Here is an 18,320-nt window from a genome sequence, read left to right as displayed (position 1 = left end):
CCCGGTCTGTCCATCCTGGGGCATGCAGCGAAGCAATGCGGGGGACGTGACCTACGACGATCCCTGGTACGACGCCCTGGCCTCGGGCTGGGGCGAAGCGGCCGCGGCGACGGCACTCCCGCCGGCCCGGCCCGAGCCGGACGCCGTACCCGCGGCGGCCGACATCTACCTCGAGGTGCAGCGCAGCGCGGCCTTCCAGGAGGTGCGCCGTCGCCACCGGCGCTTCGTGATCCCCGGGGCCGCCGCCTTCCTCGTCTGGTACGTCGCGTACGTCGTCACCGCCACCACCGTCCCCGGGCTGATGGCACGCCCCGTCGCGGGCGCGGTGAACGTCGGGATGCTCACGGGGCTCGGTCAGTTCCTCACCACCTTCCTGCTCACCTGGGCCTACGTCCGCCACGCGCGGCTGCGGCGCGACCGCGCGGCGCTGGAACTGCGCTGGGACACCCAGGAGATGGCGCGGGGCAGAGGCGGGGCGTCATGACGACCGACCACCGGACCACCGCCCTGCTGCTGTTCAGCGCGTTCGTCGCCGTCACGCTGATCATCACCACCTGGGTGAGCCGCCGCCGCCAGGGCTCCGCCGAGGAGTTCTACGCGGGCAACCGCCTCTTCTCACCGATGGAAAATGGTTTTGCCATCGCGGGCGACTACTTGTCGGCCGCCTCCTTCCTCGGCGTCTCCGGGCTCATCGCCCTCGTCGGCTACGACGGGATGCTCTACTCGGTGGGCTTCCTCGTGGCCTGGCTGGTCGTGCTGTTCCTGGTCGCCGAACTGGTGCGCAACTGCGGGCGGTTCACGCTCGCCGACGTGGTCGCCGCCCGTATGCGGGAGCGGCCGGTGCGCATCGCGGCCGGCGCCTCGTCCGTCGCCGTCTCCGTGCTGTACCTGGTGGCGCAGATGGTCGGCGCGGGCAGCCTCGTCGCGCTGCTGCTCGGCGGCACCGGCGAGGCCGTGCGGGCGTGGACGGTGGTCGGCGTCGGCGCGCTCATGGTGATCTACGTGTCGCTCGGCGGCATGCGCGCCACCACGTGGATCCAGATCGTGAAGGCGGTCCTGCTGCTCGGCGGCACCGTCACCCTGACCGTCCTCGTCCTGCTGCGCTTCCACGGGGACGTCGGCCGCCTGCTGCACACCGCCGCCGAACGCAGCGGCCACGGCGACGCGTTCCTCGCCCCCGGCCTCGCCTACGGCGGCGACTGGACCGCCCGCTTCGACTTCATCAGCCTCGGACTCGCCCTGGTGCTGGGCACGGCGGGCCTGCCGCACATCCTGTCCCGCTTCTACACCGTCCCCACCGCACGGGCCGCCCGGCGGTCCGTGGTCTGGGCGATCGGACTCATCGGCGGCTTCTACCTGATGATCATCGTGCTCGGCTTCGGCGCCGCCGCGCTCATCGGACCGGACGCGGTGCGCGCCTCGCACGCGTCGGGCAACACGGCGGTCCCGCTGCTCGCGCTCGACCTCGGCGGCGGCGCCGGCACCACGGGCGGCACGGTCCTCTTCGCGGTCGTCGCCGCGGTCGCCTTCGCCACGATCCTCGCCGTGGTCGCCGGGATCACACTCGCCTCCTCGGCCTCCGTCGCCCACGACCTGTACGCCTCCCTGCGCCGCCCGGGCGGCAGGCAGCGCAGCGAGGTCGCCGTCGCGCGCGTCGCCGCGGTCGGCATCGGCGTCGTCGCGATCGCCCTGGGCCTGCTGGCCCGCGACCTCAACGTCGCGTTCCTGGTGGGCCTCGCCTTCGCCGTCGCCGCGTCCGCGAACCTGCCCGTGCTGCTCTACTCGCTGTTCTGGCGCGGCTTCACCACCCGCGGCGCCGTGTGGTCCGTCTACGGCGGCCTGATCCCGGCGGTGGTGCTGGTGCTGCTGTCCCCGGTGGTGTCCGGCAGCCCCGACTCCCTCTTCCCCGGCGCCGACTTCCAGCTCTTCCCGCTGCAGAACCCGGGACTGGTCTCCATCCCGCTGGGCTTCCTCGCCGGCTGGCTCGGCACGGTCACCTCCGCCGAAACCCCTGACGAGGCCCGCCGCGCCGAGGCCGAGGTGCGCTCGCTGACAGGCGCGGGCGCGGCCTGACGGACGCCCGGCCGCCCGGAGACGTACGGTGCCGGCATCCGTACGGGGAGGGGAGGCACGGTTCTCTCCCCCGCCGGCCGTGCCTCAGGCGCGGGCCGCCCACACGTGACGGTGTTCCGGACGGCCCGCGCCCCCGTGCCGCAGGGCCGGCGTGGCCCGTCCCTGTGCTCCAGGAGCCTCAGACAGGGCTGTGCGGTCTGCCGGCTCACCCTCCCGTCCGCCCGGCGACCTCCTGCGCCGACAGCGGTCCCTCGGCAGTCGTCGGCGCCCGCCGTACGAGGTCCGCCGTGGTGGGGGAGTGCCCCTTGGAGCTGTGGACCGGCCGACTCCGACAGCGCGCCGAAGTCGCGGTCCACCCCCGCCTGCTCGGCCTCGCCGTCGCCGTCGCCGTCCAGGGTGCGGCGCAGTCGCGCGGCCCGGCGAAGGCGAACGGCCTGACCCGGAACCGCAGCGCGTCGAGCCGCATCGCCGCCTGGGCCGTCGCCACGTCCCGGGCCGCCGTCACCATGGTCACGTCCGCTCGGTGGCAGCGCCGCCGCATCTCCCGGAGGAGGTCCAGCCCCGTCCCGTCGGGCAGATGGCGGTCCATGAGGACGAGATCCACCCGGGAAGTGTCTGCACGCGCCCCAGCGCCTCGGCAGCGCTGTGCGCCGGAGACACGGCACGGAAGCCGGGCACCCTGTCGGCGCAGACCGCGTCGACCCGCCCCACGCGGACGTCGTCGTCCACGACCAGCACCACGATCACCGCGCTCCCTCGGGCCCCGTGGGCAGCGCCGGGGCACCCGCGGGGGCGGCCGGCGGCTCCGGCTCGGCCAGCGCCTCCGGCAGGACGACGGTGAACTCGGCGCCCCCGCCCGGCGCCTCGCCCACGCGCGCGTCGCCTCCCTGCCGGTGCGCGAGCCGGCGTACCAGCGACAGCCCGATGCCGCGCTCGCGATGGCCGGGTGGCTCCTTGGTGGACCAGCCCTCGGCGAAGACCAGCTCCCGCTGTCCGGGCGGCACGCCGGGGCCGGTGTCCCGCACCACGAGCACCGCCGTACGGCCCTCGGCGCGCAACTCGACCTCCACGCGCGCGTCGGACGTGCCCGCGACGGCGTCCAGGGCGTTGTCCACCAGGTTCCCCACGACGGTCACCAGCCCGCGCGGGTCGACCAGCCGGTCCGGCAGCCGGGACCGGTCCGACAGCCGCAGCGCCGCCCCGCGCTCGGCCGCCACCGTCGCCTTGCCCACCAGCAGCGCCGCCAGCAACGGGTCCCGGATCCTCTCCGTGACCTGCTCCGACGTGGCCCGGTGGTCGCCCACCACGTCGCCGACGAACTCCACCGCGTCCTCGTACATCTCCAGCTCCAGCAGGCCCAGCAGGGTGTGCATGCGGTTCGCGTGCTCGTGGTCCTGGGCGCGCAGCGCGTCGATCAGCCCGCGCGTGGAGTCGAGCTCCCGGCCCAGTCGGTCCAGCTCGGTCCGGTCGCGCAGGGTGGCCACGGCGCCGCCGTCGTCGGTCGGCATACGGTTCGCGACCAGCACCCGCTGCCCGCGGACGGTGAGCAGATCGGCGCCGCTCACCCGCCCCGCCAGCACGTCGGCGGTCCGGCCCGGGCCCAGCGACGCGTCGGGCGAGCGGCCGACGGCCTCCTCGCCGATGCCCAGCAGCCGCTGCGCCTCGTCGTTCAGCAGCCGGATGCGCCCGTCGCGGTCCAGGGCCACGACGCCCTCCCGGATGCCGTGCAGCATCGCCTCGCGCTCCGCGAGCAGCGCGGCGATGTCGGAGAAGGCCAGGTCACGCGTCTGCCGCTGCACCCGCCGGGAGATCAGCCAGGCCGCCAGCGCGCCCACCGCGAGGGCGCCGCCCGCGTACGCGAGGAGCCCCGGAACGGCGTGGACCAGCCGCGCGCGGACGCTGTCGTAGGCGATGCCGACCGAGACCGCGCCGACGACCTGCCCGTCCGCGTCCCGCAACGGGACCTTGCCCCGCGCGGTACGCCCCAGGGTGCCCTCGTCGATCTCCATGACCTCGCGGCCGGCCAGCGCCGCACCGGGGTCGGTCGACACCACTCCGCCGATCCGCTCCGGATCGGTGTGCGACCAGCGCACGCCCCGCCGGTCCAGCACCACCACGTACTCCGCACCGGTGGCCCGCCGGATCCGCTCCGCCCCCCGCTGCACCGGCCCGTCGGGCGTGGGCTCCGTGGCGCGCAGGTCCTCGGCCGTCTGCGGCTGCTGCGCCGTGGTCTGCGCGATCGCGAGAGCGCGGCGCATCGCCTGGTCGTCCAGCTGCTCACCGAGCGGCGCGAGGAACAGGCCGGTCGCCAGCACCGCGACGCCGGCGGCGATCGCCACCTGCATCAACAGGACCTGGGAGAACACCCGCCGCGGCAGGCCGAGGCGCAGACGGCGAGCGGAAGCTGTGGGGGGCATGCCCCGACGGTACGCGGGGGAGGCGGGGGTGCCGTAGGGGTGTGACGGGCTTCCCCGGCAGTCAGCCGGCCATGGCCGCGGGGGTGAGCGCACGGACGTCGACGACGTCCATCCGCGCGGGTGAGCCGAGCACCGAGCCGCAGCTCTCCGGGCGGGGCGGCAGGGAGGCCCCCTGGACGACCTCCACCCGCCAGCGCCGCCCGTCCGCGTGGGCGACGGTCACCTCCCAGCGCGGCGCCGTGCCCTCCGTGCGGACGACGCTCAGCACCTGTGCGGCGTCCTCCCGCACGGCACGCCGTACGGCCAGCTCGGCCGCCTGACCGGGCCGCTCCCACGCGGAGCCGCCCCGGCACCCCTCGGTCACGATCCGGCCCTCCCGCGCGCCGTGCAGCACCTCCTTGACGGCGTGCGCCTCCGCCCGTCCGTAGGCGTAGCCGTACGGCAGCACGAGCACGGTGGGGGAGAAGCGGTGACCGCCCAGGTGGGTGACCTCCCAGACGCCCTCGACCCCGGAGGAGGCCAGTTCGGCCGCGAGGGGCCTGCCGAGCAGGGCGCAGCAGCGGTCACGCTTGCCGTTGGTGCAGACGAGGGCGAGGGGGTCGCCGTCGTGCGGGACGCCGCCCAGCATCGTGCCGAAACCGGCGGCGTCGCCGCGGCCGAGGGCCGGGAAGTCGAGGTCGAGGAGGCGGGCGGGGTCGGCGGTGGTGGCGGTGTGCAGCCAGACGTCGCCCGGCACGGTGTGGGCCAGGTAGACGCGGCGCGTGGCGGGCATGCGGCTGTCCGCGTGGCGACCGGGACGCCTGATGAGGGCGATGCGTACGCCCGTGTCCTTCGCGGCGGCCTCCAGGGCACGGCCCAGCGCGGGGTCGAGGTGGCTCGACGTGAGCGCCTTGGCGCCCCACGGGCCGGGCTGCTCCAGCAGCAGCCAGGTCCTCGCGGTCGCCGCGGTTCCCGCGACGGGCTCGTCGAGCTCGCGGGAGACGGTAGAGCACGTGCTACTCACACAGGTGAGCCTAACCTGACTTCGACGTCGGCGCCTTGTCGGCCCACCGGCCGTCGGCACGTCGCGTCCCGGGCACTTGTGGCCTTCCGGGGCGCCGAGCCGGCTCTGCTCGGCGGGAAGGCGGAGAGGAGGCGCACGGAGGGAAGCGGGGGTCGCACACCCCGGCGCCTTGCCCGGCGTCCGCCCCGCGCACGCCCCTGACGATCGTTCGCTCCGGGGCGGTCGCGGGTACTCGTATCCTGGACCGTCAGTCGTTCGTTCGTGCGCACGCCGCCAGCGAGCCGGTGTGCGCACAGGTGTGAGAGGGGTCGTGTGTCGGAGCGGAGCAGCGGACGGCAGATTCCGGTGGTCGTGCTGGCCGGATTCCTCGGCTCGGGCAAGACCACCCTGCTCAACCACCTCCTCCACCGCAGCGGCGGCAGCCGCATCGGCGCGGTCGTGAACGACTTCGGTGCCGTCGAGATCGACGCGATGGCCGTCGCGGGCGCCCTCGGCGACTCCACCGTGTCCCTCGGCAACGGGTGCCTCTGCTGTGCCGTCGACGCCAGTGAACTCGACGAGTACCTGGAGCGGCTCGCCCGCCCCTCCGCCGGGATCGACGTCATCGTCATCGAGGCGAGCGGCCTGGCCGAACCCCGGGAACTCGTCCGCATGGTGCTCGCCAGCGAACTGCCGGACATCGTCTACGGCGGACTCGTCGAGGTCGTCGACGCCGCCGAGTTCGACGAGACCCGGGCCGCGCACCCCGGCATCGACCGGCACCTGGCGCTCGCCGACCTCGTGGTCGTGAACAAGACCGACCGGGTGGACGACCCGGAGCCCGTGCTGAAGACGGTCAGGTCCCTCGTCGACCGGGCGGCCGTGGTGCCCGCCACGCACGGCCGGGTCGACCCCGAGTTCCTCTTCGACTGCCGGCCCGGCCGGGAACGCGTCGGGCAGCTGTCCTTCGACGACCTCCACCGCGACGACCCCGGGCACGAGGACGAGCACGGCACGCATCTGCATGCCGGGTACGACAGCCTGTCGTTCGTGTCCGAGACCCCGCTCGACCCGCGGCGGCTCATCGCGTTCCTCGACAGCAGGCCGGCCGGACTGTACCGCATCAAGGGGTACGTCGACTTCGGCCCGTACGACCCGCGCAACCGGTACGCCGTGCACGCCGTCGGCCGGTTCCTGCGCTTCTACCCCGAGCCGTGGCCGGCCGACGGCGCCGAGCGGGCGACGCAGCTCGTGCTGATCGGGACCGGCCTCGACACCGGCGCCCTCCGTGCCGAGCTGGAGGGGTGTGTGAGCGACGGCGCCCCGCACACCGACGACGAGGCCGGCATGTGGGGCGTCCTGCGCTACGTCCAGGAGGGCGAGGACCCGGCGGCCTAGACCGGGCCCGCCACCACGGCCACCGTCTTGGCCAGGGACACGCCCGAGCCGTCCCGGCGCGGGTCGATCTGCGGGAGGCTCACCGCCGCGCCGTTCTTCTGCGCCGCGCGTGCCGGGGCCGGGCCCGCCCAGGCCAGGGACAGGCAGTCCTCGCCCTTCAGGAACCGCTGGCAGCGCACGCCGCCGGTGGCCCGGCCCTTGCGCGGGTACTGGTCGAACGGGGTCAGCTTGGCCGTCGTCTGGACCGAGTCGTCCAGCGTGCCGCGCGAGCCCGCGACCGTGAACACCACCGCGTCCGCCGCCGGGTCGACCGCCGTGAAGCTGATGACCTTCGCGCCCTCGCCGAGCTTGATGCCCGTCATGCCGCCCGCCGGGCGTCCCTGCGGGCGCACCTGGGCCGCCGGGTAGCGCAGCAGCTGTGCGTCGTCGGTGATGAAGACCAGGTCCTCCTCGCCCGTGCGCAGCTCGGCCGCGCCGACGATCCGGTCGCCCTCCTTGAGGGTGATGACCTCGAGCTCCTCCTTGTTGGAGGGGTAGTCGGGCACCACGCGCTTGACCACGCCCTGCTGGGTGCCGAGCGCCAGGCCCGGCGAGGACTCGTCGAGCGTCGTCAGGCACACCACCTGCTCGTCGTCCTCCAGGGACACGAACTCCGCCAGCGGCGCACCGCCCGACAGGTTCGGCGACGGCATCGCCTCGGGCAGCTGGGGCAGGTCGATCACGTTCACCCGGAGCAGCCGGCCGGCCGACGTGACCACGCCGATCTCGCCGCGCGCGGTCGCCGGGACCGCCGAGACGATCAGGTCGTGCTTGACCCGCTTGGCCCCGGAGGTGTCGCCGAACGGCCGGTCGTCGGCGGTGCGCGCCAGCAGCCCCGTGGACGACAGCAGCACCCGGCACGGGGTGTCCGCCACCTGCAGCGGCACCGCGGCCGGGGCGCCGGCCGACTCCAGCAGCAGCGTGCGCCGGTCGTTGCCGAACTTCTTCGCCACCGCGGCCAGTTCCGCCGAGACCAGCTTGCGCAGCTCCGCGTCCGAGTCCAGGATCCGGGTCAGCTCCTCGATCTCCGCGTTCAGCCGGTCCTTCTCGGCCTCCAGCTCGATCCGGTCGTACTTGGTGAGACGGCGCAGCGGGGTGTCCAGGATGTACTGGGTCTGCACGTCGCTCAGCGAGAAGCGCTCGATCAGCCGCTCCTTGGCCTGCGCGGAGTTCTCGCTGGAGCGGATGAGGCGGATGACCTCGTCGATGTCGACCAGGGCCGTGAGCAGGCCCTCGACCAGGTGCAGCCGGTCGCGCTTCTTGCCGCGGCGGAACTCCGAGCGGCGGCGCACCACGTTGAAGCGGTGGTCGAGGTAGACCTCGAGCAGCTCCTTGAGGCCGAGGGTGAGGGGCTGGCCGTCCACCAGCGCCACGTTGTTGATGCCGAAGGACTCCTCCATCGGCGTCAGCTTGTAGAGCTGCTCCAGCACCGCCTCCGGCACGAAGCCGTTCTTGATCTCGATGACCAGGCGCAGGCCGTGCTCGCGGTCGGTGAGGTCCTTGACGTCGGCGATGCCCTGGAGCTTCTTCGAGCCCACCAGGTCCTTGATCTTGGCGATCACCTTCTCCGGGCCGACCGTGAACGGCAGCTCGGTGACGACCAGGCCCTTGCGGCGTGCCGTCACGTCCTCCACGGTCACCGTCGCGCGGATCTTGAACGTGCCGCGCCCGGTCTCGTACGCGTCCCGGACGCCGGAGAGGCCGACGATCCGGCCGCCCGTGGGCAGATCGGGGCCCGGGACGTGCTTCATCAGGGCGTCGAGGTCGGCGTTCGGGTAGCGGATCAGGTGCCGGGCGGCGGCGATCACCTCGCGCAGGTTGTGCGGCGGCATGTTGGTGGCCATGCCGACGGCGATGCCCGAGGCGCCGTTCACCAGGAGGTTCGGGAACGCGGCGGGCAGGGCGACCGGTTCCTGCTCCTGGCCGTCGTAGTTGGGCGCGAAGTCGACCGTGTCCTCGTCGATGGACTCGGTCATCAGACCGGTGGCCTCCGCCATCCGGCACTCGGTGTACCGCATCGCGGCGGGCGGGTCGTCGTTGCCCAGCGAGCCGAAGTTGCCGTGGCCGTCCACCAGGGGCAGGCGCATGGAGAACGGCTGTGCCATGCGGACCAGGGCGTCGTAGATCGACGCGTCTCCGTGCGGGTGCAGCTTGCCCATCACCTCGCCGACCACGCGCGCGCACTTCACGTAACCGCGCTCGGGGCGCAGCCCCATCTCGTTCATCTGGTAGACGATGCGGCGGTGCACCGGCTTGAGACCGTCACGCGCGTCGGGCAGGGCGCGGGAGTAGATGACCGAGTACGCGTACTCGAGGAAGGAGCCCTGCATCTCGTCGACGACGTCGATGTCGAGGATCTTCTCCTCGTACGGGTCGTCGGGCGGCGGGGTCTTCGTGCTGCGGCGGGCCATCGCTGCCGGCTCCTTGCTGAAGCGTGGGACGGGATCTGACGCGGACCATTGTGGACCTTCGCACTGACAGAGAGGGACCAGGACCAGGGTCCTGCCGCCCGGTTCGGCGCGGTACGGCGGCGCGAGCAGGCTACGCGCCGCCGCCGCCGCGCGCTCCGGGGGGTGGCCCCGCGGCCCGCCGTCCGCGTCGTCGCGGGCGGTCGGCCGGCGCCTGCGACCGCGGGCCTCGGCGGTTCGGGGCGTGCCTCCCGGCGCCCGGACGGGGGCGGTCCCGCCCGGGCGTCCTGTACGGCCGGGGAGCCCCTCCCGGGCGACGGGAGGGGCTCCGCCCGGGACTCCGCGCGGCCCCCCACGGCCGGTACGGGGCCCCCGACACGCACCCGGCGTGCGCCCTCCGTCCACCGCGTCCCCGCAGCGCGCAACCGCGCACGGCAGCGCGCCCGAGAGGGCGACCCCGCGCGCACCCCGCGTCACGCGCCGTAGGCTCCACCCGCTCCCGCACCACCCGCCCCACCAGGTTCTCGCTCTCGGCGTAGCCGCCCGGCCCGGGAACTCCGCCGACCCCTCACACGCTTGCATACAGTGGCAGGACCGGCAGAAACGGCGGTGTCGACGACGACCGCCTCCGCGATCGAAGGGACGTACATGCCCATGGGTCACACGGCCACAGCCCAGGCAGGCTCCGGGGGCCTGACAGCGACCGAACACCGCCTGGCCAACGGCCTGCGCGTGGTGCTCTCCGAGGACCACCTGACCCCGGTCGCCGCGGTGTGCCTCTGGTACGACGTCGGCTCACGCCACGAGGTCGAGGGCCGCACCGGCCTGGCTCACCTTTTCGAGCACCTGATGTTCCAGGGGTCCGCCCAGGTGAAGGGCAACGGCCACTTCGAACTGGTGCAGGGCGCCGGCGGCTCGCTCAACGGCACGACGAGCTTCGAGCGCACCAACTACTTCGAGACCATGCCCGCCCACCAGCTGGAGCTCGCCCTCTGGCTGGAGGCCGACCGCATGGGCTCCCTGCTGACCGCCCTGGACGAGGAGTCCATGGAGAACCAGCGGGACGTGGTGAAGAACGAGCGCCGTCAGCGGTACGACAACGTCCCCTACGGCACCGCCTTCGAGAAGCTCACCGCCCTCGCCTACCCGGAGGGCCACCCCTACCACCACACCCCGATCGGGTCGATGGCGGACCTGGACGCGGCGACCCTGGAGGACGCCCGCCAGTTCTTCCGCACCTACTACGCGCCGAACAACGCCGTGCTCTCCGTGGTCGGCGACATCGACCCGGAGCAGACGCTCGCCTGGATCGAGAAGTACTTCGGCTCCATCCCGTCGCACGACGGCAAGCCCGCCCCGCGCGACGGCTCGCTGCCCGACGTCATCGGCGAGGAGCTGCGCGAGGTCGTCGAGGAGGAGGTCCCCGCGCGGGCGCTGATGGCCGCCTACCGGCTCCCGGAGGACGGCACGCGCGCGTGCGACGCGGCCGACCTGGCGCTCACCGTCCTCGGCGGCGGCGAGTCCTCGCGGCTCTACAACCGCCTGGTGCGGCGCGACCGTACGGCCGTGACCGCCGGGTTCGGCCTGCTGCGGCTGGCCGGGGCGCCGTCCCTGGGCTGGCTGGACGTCAAGACGTCCGGCGACGTCGAGGTGCCCGTCATCGAGGCCGCCATCGACGAGGAGCTCGCCCGCTTCGCCGAGGAGGGCCCCACCGCCGAGGAGATGGAGCGCGCCCAGGCCCAGCTGGAGCGCGAGTGGCTCGACAGGCTCGGCACGGTCGCCGGCCGCGCCGACGAACTCTGCCGCTACGCCGTGCTGTTCGGCGATCCCCAGCTCGCCCTGACCGCCGTGAGCCGCGTCCTGGAGGTGACCGCCGAGGAGGTCCAGGAGGTCGCCAAGGCCCGTCTGCGGCCCGACAACCGCGCGGTGCTCGTCTACGAGCCCGTCGCCCCGGCGGCCGAGGACGCCGCCGACGAGACCGAGGAAGCCGCAGCCGCCGCAGTTGGTGCCGGCGCCGACGACGACGAGGAGACGGCGAAGTGACCGAGCTCGCCACGATGGAGTTCCACCCCCGGCCGCAGGCGGGCGAGGCCAAGCCCTGGGCCTTCCCGGCCCCCGAGCGCGGTGGCCTCGACAACGGCCTGACCGTGCTGCGCTGCCACCGCCCCGGCCAGCAGGTCGTCGCCGTCGAGGTGGTCCTCGACGCCCCCCTGGACGCGGAGCCGGAGGACCTCGACGGCGTCGCCACGATCATGGCGCGCGCCTTCTCCGAGGGCACCGACAAGCACACCGCCGAGGAGTTCGCCGCCGAGCTGGAGCGCTGCGGCGCCACTCTGGACGCGCACGCCGACCACCCCGGCGTCCGCCTCAGCCTCGAGGTGCCGGCCTCGCGGCTGGCCAAGGGGCTCGGTCTGGTCGCCGACGCCCTGCGCGCGCCCGCCTTCGCCGACAGCGAGATCGAGCGACTGGTCCGCAACCGCCTCGACGAGATCCCGCACGAGCTGGCGAGCCCGTCCCGCCGCGCCGCGAAGGAGCTCTCCAAGGAGCTGTTCCCGGCGAGTTCGCGCATGTCGCGCCCGCGTCAGGGCACCGAGGAGACCGTCGCGCGCATCGACTCCGCGGCCGTGCGCGGCTTCTACGAGAAGCACGTCCGCCCGGCCACGGCGACCGCCGTGGTGGTCGGCGACCTCACCGGCGTCGACCTGGACGCGCTGCTCGCCGACACCCTGGGCGCCTGGACGGGCTCGCAGGCCCAGCCGCGGCCGGTGCCGCCGGTGGTCGCGGACGACACCGGCCGCGTGGTCATCGTGGACCGGCCCGGCGCCGTCCAGACGCAGCTGCTGATCGGCCGTGTCGGCCCGGACCGGCACGACCGGGTGTGGCCCGCGCAGGTGCTCGGCACGTACTGCCTCGGCGGCACCCTCACCTCGCGCCTGGACCGCGTCCTGCGCGAGGAGAAGGGATACACCTACGGCGTCCGGGCGTTCGGCCAGGTGCTGCGGTCCGCCCCGGACGGCACGGGCGCGTCGATGCTGGCCATCAGCGGCTCCGTCGACACCCCCAACACCGGTCCGGCGCTGGACGACCTGTGGACCGTGCTGCGCACGCTGGCCGCCGAGGGCCTCACCGACGAGGAGCGCGACGTCGCCGTGCAGAACCTGGTGGGCGTGGCGCCGCTCAAGTACGAGACCGCCGCGGCCGTCGCGAGCACGCTGGCCGACCAGGTCGAGCAGCACCTGCCGGACCATTACCAGGCCGATCTGTACCGGCAGTTGGCCGCGACCGGCACCGTGGAGGCCACGGCAGCCGTCGTGAACGCCTTCCCGGTGGACCGTCTCGTCACCGTGCTCGTCGGTGACGCGGCGCAGATCAAGGCGCCCGTGGAGGCGCTCGGGATCGGCGAAGTCACCGTCGTGACGGCCGAGTAGGGCAACCGCCGCACACGCGCGCGTGAAAGGCCCCGGTGACGGCGACGCCACCGGGGCTCCCTTATGCCCGAATTGGGGCGGAGGTTGCCTGTCTGCCCTGTGGTATGCGCTACAAAACGCGGGAATCGTTTGGGGATCGCGCGACGTCCCGTTTAGCTTCGTGCGGGCTGTTCGTCGGGCAGTGCGCCGCACCCGCGGCACCGGACAGCCATCGCCGAGTCCCCGTACGGCGCGAGCCAGGGGAGCCGGGGACCCACATGAGATCCCTGGGGTGAATCGGACGCCCGCGCGTGTCGCGAGGGGGTCCGTAGGAGACCTTCCTGCTCCGAACCCGTCAGCTAACCCGGTAGGCGAGAGGGAAGGAAAGGACCAGCCTGTACATGGCGTTCACCCGCGCCACCGGGAAGCACCGTCGTCCCAGCCGCGTCCAGCGCGGTTCCGCCCGCGCCGCGGGCGTCGCGGCCCTCGCGGGCACCGGCGTCGTCGGCTCCCTCGCGGCCCCCGCGCTCGCCGCCGAACCGGCCGCGGCACAGACCGGCCTCACCCCAGTCGTCACCCTGGGCGACGTGATCGCCGACCGCATCGACGCCCAGGCCGCCGCCCAGCACGAGGCCGCCCGCGTGGCGGCCGAGGCGGCCGCGCGCAAGGCCGCCGAGGAGGCGGCGCGCGAGCGGGCCGCCGAGGAGGCGGAGAAGGCCCGTGCCGCGAAGGAGCGCGCCGCCCGCGAGGCCGAGCGCAAGCGGCTCAACACCTTCGTCTCCCCGATCCCCGGCTCGTACGTCTCGACCGCCTACCGGAGCGGCGGCGCCATCTGGTCGTCCGGCAGCCACACCGGGATCGACTTCCACGCCGCGAGCGGCACGCCCGTCCAGTCCGTGGGCGTCGGCACCGTCGTCGAGGCCGGCTGGGGCGGCGCGTACGGCAATCAGGTCGTCATCAAGATGCACGACGGCACGTACACCCAGTACGCGCACCTGTCGTCGATCGCCGTGTCGGTGGGGCAGGAGGTCGCCGCCGGCCAGCAGATCGGTTTTTCCGGCGCCACGGGCAACGTCACCGGCGCCCACCTCCACTTCGAGGCCCGCACGTCCGCCGAGTACGGCTCCGACCTCGACCCGGTCGCCTACCTCCGGTCGCACGGCGTGAACATCTGAGGCGCGCCCGTCACGCCCTCGGGCCCCGGCTCTCCGCGAGCCGGGGCTTTCGCCGTTCCGGGGCGCATCCGTCCCGGCGCCCTCCGTCCGAAAATCATGGAGGAATTCCGGTCCGCCGTCGGAAATCTCCGCCGATTGCAATAGAGTCACGAACGGACGTCAATCGTCGACGTTCCACGGGAATTGATCCGGAGGTCGGTCATGCGTATTCCCGCGCACTCGGTGTGCACGGCGATCCGGGACGACATCGTCGCCGGTGTCCACGGGCGCGGGAGCCGGCTCACCGAGGAACTGCTCGCCCGCCGCTACGGGGTCTCCCGCGTCCCCGTCCGCGAGGCCCTGCGCACGCTGGAGGCCGAGGGCTTCGTGGTGACCCGGCGGCACGCGGGCGCGTGCGTGGCGGAGCCCACCGAGCAGGAGGCCGCCGACCTGCTGGAGATGCGCCGGCTCCTGGAGCCCCTCAGCGCCCTGCGGGCGGCCCAGCGGCGCACCGACGCGCATCTGAAGGTGCTGCGGGGCCTGGTCAGGCTGGGGCAGGAACGCGCACGTCAGGGCAGCAGCGACGATCTGCGCTCACTGGGCGGCTGGTTCCACGAGACGCTCGCCCAGGCCTCCGGCAGCCCGGCGCTGACGTCGATGCTGACCCAGCTCAGGCACAAGATCGCCTGGATGTACGCGGTCGACGGGCCGGCCGACCCGGTGGCCTGCTGGGCGGAGCACGGCGCGATCGTGGACGCCGTGGCCCGCGGCGACGGCGAGCGGGCGCGGACCCTCACCGGGGTGCACACCGAGCAGGCGAACGCCGGCCACCGGCTCCGGTTCGGTTCCGGCGCCGAGCGGTCCGTCCGCACGGACCGTGTGAGGAACGCGCAACATCCCGTACACATGCCGAGCCTGCGCCCTTAACACGGGACCCGTACAAAAAGAGGGTGCGCAGGGGGGCTTTTTTCGGCTGCCCGGAAATGGAAAGAGGAAAAGGAAAGGCCCGTCCGGGGTCCGGACGGGCCTTTCCGAGTCGCACGGCCGTCGCGTGCGGAAATGCGGATTCAGACGGTCTCGGGGAGTTCCTCGAGGCCCTCGGCGACCAGCTTCGCCAGACGGTCCAGGGCGGCGTCCGCACCCTCGGCGTCGGAGGCGAGGACGATCTCCTCACCGCCCTGGGCGCCCAGGCCCAGGACGGCCAGCATCGAGGCCGCGTTGACAGGGGTGCCCCCGGCCTTGGCGATCGTCACCGGGACGCCTGCGGCCGTGGCGGCTCGGACGAAGATGGAGGCGGGGCGGGCGTGGAGACCCTCGGCCCAGCCGACGTTGACGCGGCGCTCAGCCATGTGTTGCTGCCCTTCGCTGTTCAGGGTTGTCTAGACCAGTCTTCCATACCGTGGACGCGAGCCCGGAGCGGCGTCCGGGACGGCTCCGGCGGCCGCCGGGCCGCGGCCTCGGCCCGGCAGCCGTCCACCACAGACTGCCTCGCACCGCTGTCGGACGCGAGCCGTACTCTGGGGCCCATGCAGACCTCGTCGGACCGCCACGAGTACCCCGCCCACTGGGAGGCCGACGTGGTGCTGCGCGACGGCGGCACCGCACGCATCCGCCCCATCACCGCCGACGACGCCGAGCGCCTGGTCAGCTTCTACGAGCAGGTCTCCGACGAGTCGAAGTACTACCGCTTCTTCGCGCCCTACCCGCGGCTGTCCGCCAAGGACGTCCACCGCTTCACCCACCACGACTTCGTGGACCGGGTCGGGCTCGCGGCGGCCATCGGCGACGAGTTCATCGGCACCGTGCGCTACGACCGCATCGACGCCGGCGGGCGGCCCGCGACCGGCGCGGCCGACGAGGCCGAGGTCGCCTTCCTGGTGCAGGACGCCCACCAGGGCCGGGGCGTCGCCTCCGCCCTGCTGGAGCACATCGCCGCCGTCGCCCGCGAGCGCGGCATCCGCCGGTTCGCCGCCGAGGTGCTGCCCGCCAACACCAAGATGATCAAGGTGTTCACCGACGCCGGGTACACCCAGAAGCGCAGCTTCGAGGACGGCGTGGTGCGCCTGGAGTTCGGCCTCGAACCCACCGACCGCTCCCTGGCCGTGCAGTACGCGCGCGAGCAGCGCGCGGAGGCACGTTCGGTGCAGCGGCTGCTCGCCCCCGGCGCGGTCGCCGTCATCGGCACCGGCCGCGCACCCGGCGGCGTCGGACGCAGCATCCTCGACAACATCCGCGACGGCGGCTTCACCGGCCGCCTGTACGCCGTGAACGGGGCGCTGCCGGAGGGGCGGAAGGAACTCGACGGCGTCCCCGCCTTCCGCTCGGTGCGCGACATCGACGGGCCCGTGGACCTCGCGGTCGTCGCGGTGCCCGCCGAGCGGGTCCCCGAGGTGGTCGCCGAGTGCGGCGAGCACGACGTCCAGGGCCTCGTCGTGGTCTCCGCCGGCTACGCCGAGTCCGGCCCCGAGGGCAGGGAGCGCCAGCGCGCCCTGGTCCGGCAGGCCCGCAGCCACGGCATGCGGATCATCGGACCGAACTCCTTCGGCGTCATCAACACCTCGCCCGAGGTGCGGCTGAACGCCTCGCTCGCCCCCGACATGCCCCGCGCGGGCCGCATCGGCCTGTTCGCCCAGTCCGGCGCCATCGGCGTCGCGCTCCTGTCCCGGCTGCACCGGCGCGGCGGCGGCGTCACCGGCGTCACCGGCCTGTCCACGTTCGTCTCCTCCGGCAACCGGGCGGACGTCTCCGGCAACGACGTCCTGCAGTACTGGTACGAGGACGCCGACACCGACGTCGCCCTGATGTACCTGGAGTCGATCGGCAACCCCCGCAAGTTCACCCGCCTCGCCCGCCGCACCGCAGCGGCGAAACCGCTGGTCGTGGTGCAGGGCGCGCGCCACGGGGCGGGACCGCGCGGGCACGCCGTCCGCGCGACCCGGCTGCCGCACGCCACCGTCTCCGCCCTGCTGCGCCAGGCCGGGGTGATCCGCGTGGACACCATCACCGACCTGGTCGACGCCGGCCTGCTCCTCGCCCGCCAGCCCCTCCCGGCCGGCCCCCGGGTGGCGATCCTCGGCAACTCCGAGTCCCTGGGCCTGCTCACCTACGACGCCTGCCTCGCCGAGGGCCTGCGTCCGCACCCGCCGCAGGACCTCACCACGGCCGCCTCCGCGGCGGACTTCCACGCGGCGCTCTCCCGCGCGCTGGCCGACGACTCCTCCGACGCCGTCGTCGTGACCGCCATCCCGTCGGTGGGCGAGGGCTCGGTCGGCGACGCGGCCCTGGCCGAGGCGCTGCGCTCGGCCGCCGCCGAGCAGCCGACCAAGCCGGTCCTCGTGGTCCACGTCGAGCTGGGCGGCCTCGCGGAGGCCCTGTCGGCCGCGACGAGCACGGCGCCCCAGCCGTCCGCCGCCTCCGGTCCGGACCCGGCGGCCGGCGGCACGCGCACGGGGGAGCGCGCGGAGCCCCGGACGGGGACGGCGACGGAAGAGGGCGCCGAGGCGGACGACCAGGGCGCGCCCGCCCCCGCGCCGCCCCCCGAAGACGCCCACCTCATCCCCGCCTATCCCGCCGCCGAGCGTGCCGTACGGGCGCTCGCGCAGGCCGTGGCGTACGGGCAGTGGCGGCGCGACGCCGCCGACCCCGGCAAGGTGCCCGCGTACGAGGACATCGACGAGCGGGGCGCCGCCGCCCTCATCGAGGGGCTGCTCGCCCGCGGGCAGGGCCTCAGCCTCACCGCCGAGGCCACCTGCGAACTGCTCGCCGCCTACGGCATCCACGTGCACCGCGCCCTGCCCGCGCCCACCCCGGACGCCGCCGCCGAGGCCGCCCGCGCCCTCGGCTATCCGGTCGCCCTCAAGGCGACCGCCCCGCACCTCAGGCACCGCGCCGACCTGGGCGGCGTCCGCCTCGACCTGGCCGACGAGGAGCAGTTGCGCCGGGCGTACGCCGAGCTGACCGAGCTGTTCGGCAGCCCGGGGGAGCTGCGCCCGGTGGTGCAGCGCATGGCCCCGCGCGGGGTGGACACGGTGGTCCGCGCGGTGATCGACCCGGCGGCCGGCGCCGTGCTGTCCTTCGGGCTCGCCGGGGCCGCGTCCCAGCTGCTGGGCGACATGGCGCACCGCCTGATCCCGGTGACCGACCGGGACGCCACCTCGCTGGTCCGGTCGATCCGCACCGCCCCGCTGCTGTTCGGCTGGCGCGGGTCGGCGCCCGTCGACACCCCCGCGCTGGAGGAGCTGATGCTGCGGGTGTCGCGGCTGGTCCACGACCATCCCGAGGTGGTCGCGGTCACCCTGGAGCCGGTCGTGGTCGCCCCGCACGGCGTGAGCGTCCTGAGCGCCTCCGTGCGCCTCGCGCCGCCGCCCGCCCGCGACGACCACGGGCCCCGGACCCTCCCCGCGTACTGACCGGGGCGAGCGGTGCCTCGCAGTCGGCGGCCA

At 74.2% G+C, this 18,320-nt stretch carries 12 protein-coding genes, 1 pseudogene and 1 riboswitch; of the genes and pseudogenes, 8 read left to right on the top strand and 5 right to left on the bottom strand.

Translation table 11 applies throughout. From position 1 onward, the window contains the following. The first annotated feature begins 22 nt into the window (after positions 1-22). Together C1708_RS08580 and C1708_RS08575 are read left to right on the top strand one after the other, a co-directional pair. On the top strand, positions 23-484 hold the full coding sequence (locus tag C1708_RS08580; RefSeq protein ID WP_106412093.1) for a DUF485 domain-containing protein: 462 nt from the start codon (positions 23-25) through the stop codon (positions 482-484). After that, entirely contained in the window at positions 481-2,073 is a 1,593-nt protein-coding gene (locus tag C1708_RS08575) for a monocarboxylic acid transporter (protein ID WP_106412092.1), read from the top strand. Before C1708_RS08580 ends, C1708_RS08575 begins: the two co-directional genes overlap by 4 nt. Positions 2,074-2,157: 84 nt before the next feature. On the opposite strand, the pseudogene C1708_RS08570 reads toward C1708_RS08575, so the two are convergent. From C1708_RS08570 to C1708_RS08560, 3 genes and pseudogenes are all read right to left on the bottom strand, one after another. After that, positions 2,158-2,820 (bottom strand): annotated as a pseudogene (locus C1708_RS08570) (response regulator). After that, complete coding sequence (locus C1708_RS08565; protein ID WP_106412091.1) at positions 2,817-4,490, bottom strand: sensor histidine kinase; 1,674 nt, start codon at positions 4,488-4,490, stop codon at positions 2,817-2,819. Before C1708_RS08565 ends, C1708_RS08570 begins: the two are co-directional and overlap by 4 nt. A 61-nt stretch (positions 4,491-4,551) precedes the next feature. Next, positions 4,552-5,493: a ferredoxin family protein gene (locus C1708_RS08560; RefSeq protein WP_106412090.1), complete on the bottom strand. Its 942-nt coding sequence runs from the start codon at positions 5,491-5,493 to the stop codon at positions 4,552-4,554. Positions 5,494-5,805: 312 nt separating this feature from the next. On the opposite strand from C1708_RS08560, the gene C1708_RS08550 reads away from it, so the two are divergent. Continuing rightward, the gene (locus C1708_RS08550) at positions 5,806-6,870 is read left to right on the top strand and encodes a CobW family GTP-binding protein (RefSeq protein WP_106412088.1); all 1,065 of its coding nucleotides are present in this window, start codon (positions 5,806-5,808) and stop codon (positions 6,868-6,870) included. On the opposite strand, the gene C1708_RS08545 is transcribed toward C1708_RS08550, so the two are convergent. Further along, positions 6,867-9,320 (bottom strand): DNA gyrase/topoisomerase IV subunit A, encoded by a 2,454-nt coding sequence (locus tag C1708_RS08545; RefSeq protein WP_106412087.1) that lies wholly within the window; start codon positions 9,318-9,320, stop codon positions 6,867-6,869. The genes C1708_RS08550 and C1708_RS08545 overlap by 4 nt on opposite strands. Before the next feature lie 645 nt (positions 9,321-9,965). On the opposite strand from C1708_RS08545, the gene C1708_RS08540 reads away from it, so the two are divergent. The 4 genes from C1708_RS08540 to C1708_RS08525 all read left to right on the top strand — a co-directional run bounded on the left by C1708_RS08540 (position 9,966) and on the right by C1708_RS08525 (position 14,805). Continuing rightward, positions 9,966-11,360, top strand: coding sequence for a M16 family metallopeptidase (locus C1708_RS08540; RefSeq protein ID WP_106416220.1), 1,395 nt, complete (start codon positions 9,966-9,968; stop codon positions 11,358-11,360). Then, entirely contained in the window at positions 11,357-12,745 is a 1,389-nt protein-coding gene (locus C1708_RS08535; protein ID WP_106412086.1) for a M16 family metallopeptidase, read from the top strand. The genes C1708_RS08540 and C1708_RS08535 overlap by 4 nt, the downstream gene beginning before the upstream one ends. 202 nt (positions 12,746-12,947) lie before the next feature. Continuing rightward, positions 12,948-13,113, top strand: a riboswitch (cyclic di-AMP (ydaO/yuaA leader). Positions 13,114-13,125: 12 nt separating this feature from the next. Next, complete coding sequence (locus tag C1708_RS08530; RefSeq protein ID WP_106412085.1) at positions 13,126-13,899, top strand: M23 family metallopeptidase; 774 nt, start codon at positions 13,126-13,128, stop codon at positions 13,897-13,899. Positions 13,900-14,100: 201 nt separating this feature from the next. Continuing rightward, positions 14,101-14,805 (top strand): GntR family transcriptional regulator, encoded by a 705-nt coding sequence (locus tag C1708_RS08525; protein ID WP_106412084.1) that lies wholly within the window; start codon positions 14,101-14,103, stop codon positions 14,803-14,805. Positions 14,806-14,945: 140 nt separating this feature from the next. On the opposite strand, the gene C1708_RS08520 is transcribed toward C1708_RS08525, so the two are convergent. After that, positions 14,946-15,227 (bottom strand): HPr family phosphocarrier protein, encoded by a 282-nt coding sequence (locus C1708_RS08520; protein WP_006136411.1) that lies wholly within the window; start codon positions 15,225-15,227, stop codon positions 14,946-14,948. A gap of 177 nt (positions 15,228-15,404) precedes the next feature. On the opposite strand from C1708_RS08520, the gene C1708_RS08510 reads away from it, so the two are divergent. Then, positions 15,405-18,287, top strand: a complete 2,883-nt coding sequence (locus tag C1708_RS08510) for a bifunctional acetate--CoA ligase family protein/GNAT family N-acetyltransferase (protein WP_106412083.1) — start codon at positions 15,405-15,407, stop codon at positions 18,285-18,287. Positions 18,288-18,320 lie beyond the last annotated feature (33 nt).

It is taken from the genome of Streptomyces sp. DH-12 (assembly GCF_002899455.1).
Taxonomy (GTDB): Bacteria; Actinomycetota; Actinomycetes; order Streptomycetales; family Streptomycetaceae; genus Streptomyces.
This window is presented reverse-complemented; position numbering and strand designations above follow the sequence as displayed.

Excerpts from the sequence above, each read along its gene's own strand:
- C1708_RS08565 (WP_106412091.1), bottom strand. The coding sequence starts at position 4,490 with ATGCCCCCCACAGCTTCCGCTCGCCGTCTGCGCCTCGGCCTGCCGCGG.
- C1708_RS08530 (WP_106412085.1), top strand. The coding sequence starts at position 13,126 with ATGGCGTTCACCCGCGCCACCGGGAAGCACCGTCGTCCCAGCCGCGTC.
- C1708_RS08575 (WP_106412092.1), top strand. The coding sequence starts at position 481 with ATGACGACCGACCACCGGACCACCGCCCTGCTGCTGTTCAGCGCGTTC.
- C1708_RS08525 (WP_106412084.1), top strand. The coding sequence starts at position 14,101 with ATGCGTATTCCCGCGCACTCGGTGTGCACGGCGATCCGGGACGACATC.
- C1708_RS08520 (WP_006136411.1), bottom strand. The coding sequence starts at position 15,227 with ATGGCTGAGCGCCGCGTCAACGTCGGCTGGGCCGAGGGTCTCCACGCC.
- C1708_RS08580 (WP_106412093.1), top strand. The coding sequence starts at position 23 with ATGCAGCGAAGCAATGCGGGGGACGTGACCTACGACGATCCCTGGTAC.
- C1708_RS08540 (WP_106416220.1), top strand. The coding sequence starts at position 9,966 with ATGCCCATGGGTCACACGGCCACAGCCCAGGCAGGCTCCGGGGGCCTG.
- C1708_RS08545 (WP_106412087.1), bottom strand. The coding sequence starts at position 9,320 with ATGGCCCGCCGCAGCACGAAGACCCCGCCGCCCGACGACCCGTACGAG.
- C1708_RS08510 (WP_106412083.1), top strand. The coding sequence starts at position 15,405 with ATGCAGACCTCGTCGGACCGCCACGAGTACCCCGCCCACTGGGAGGCC.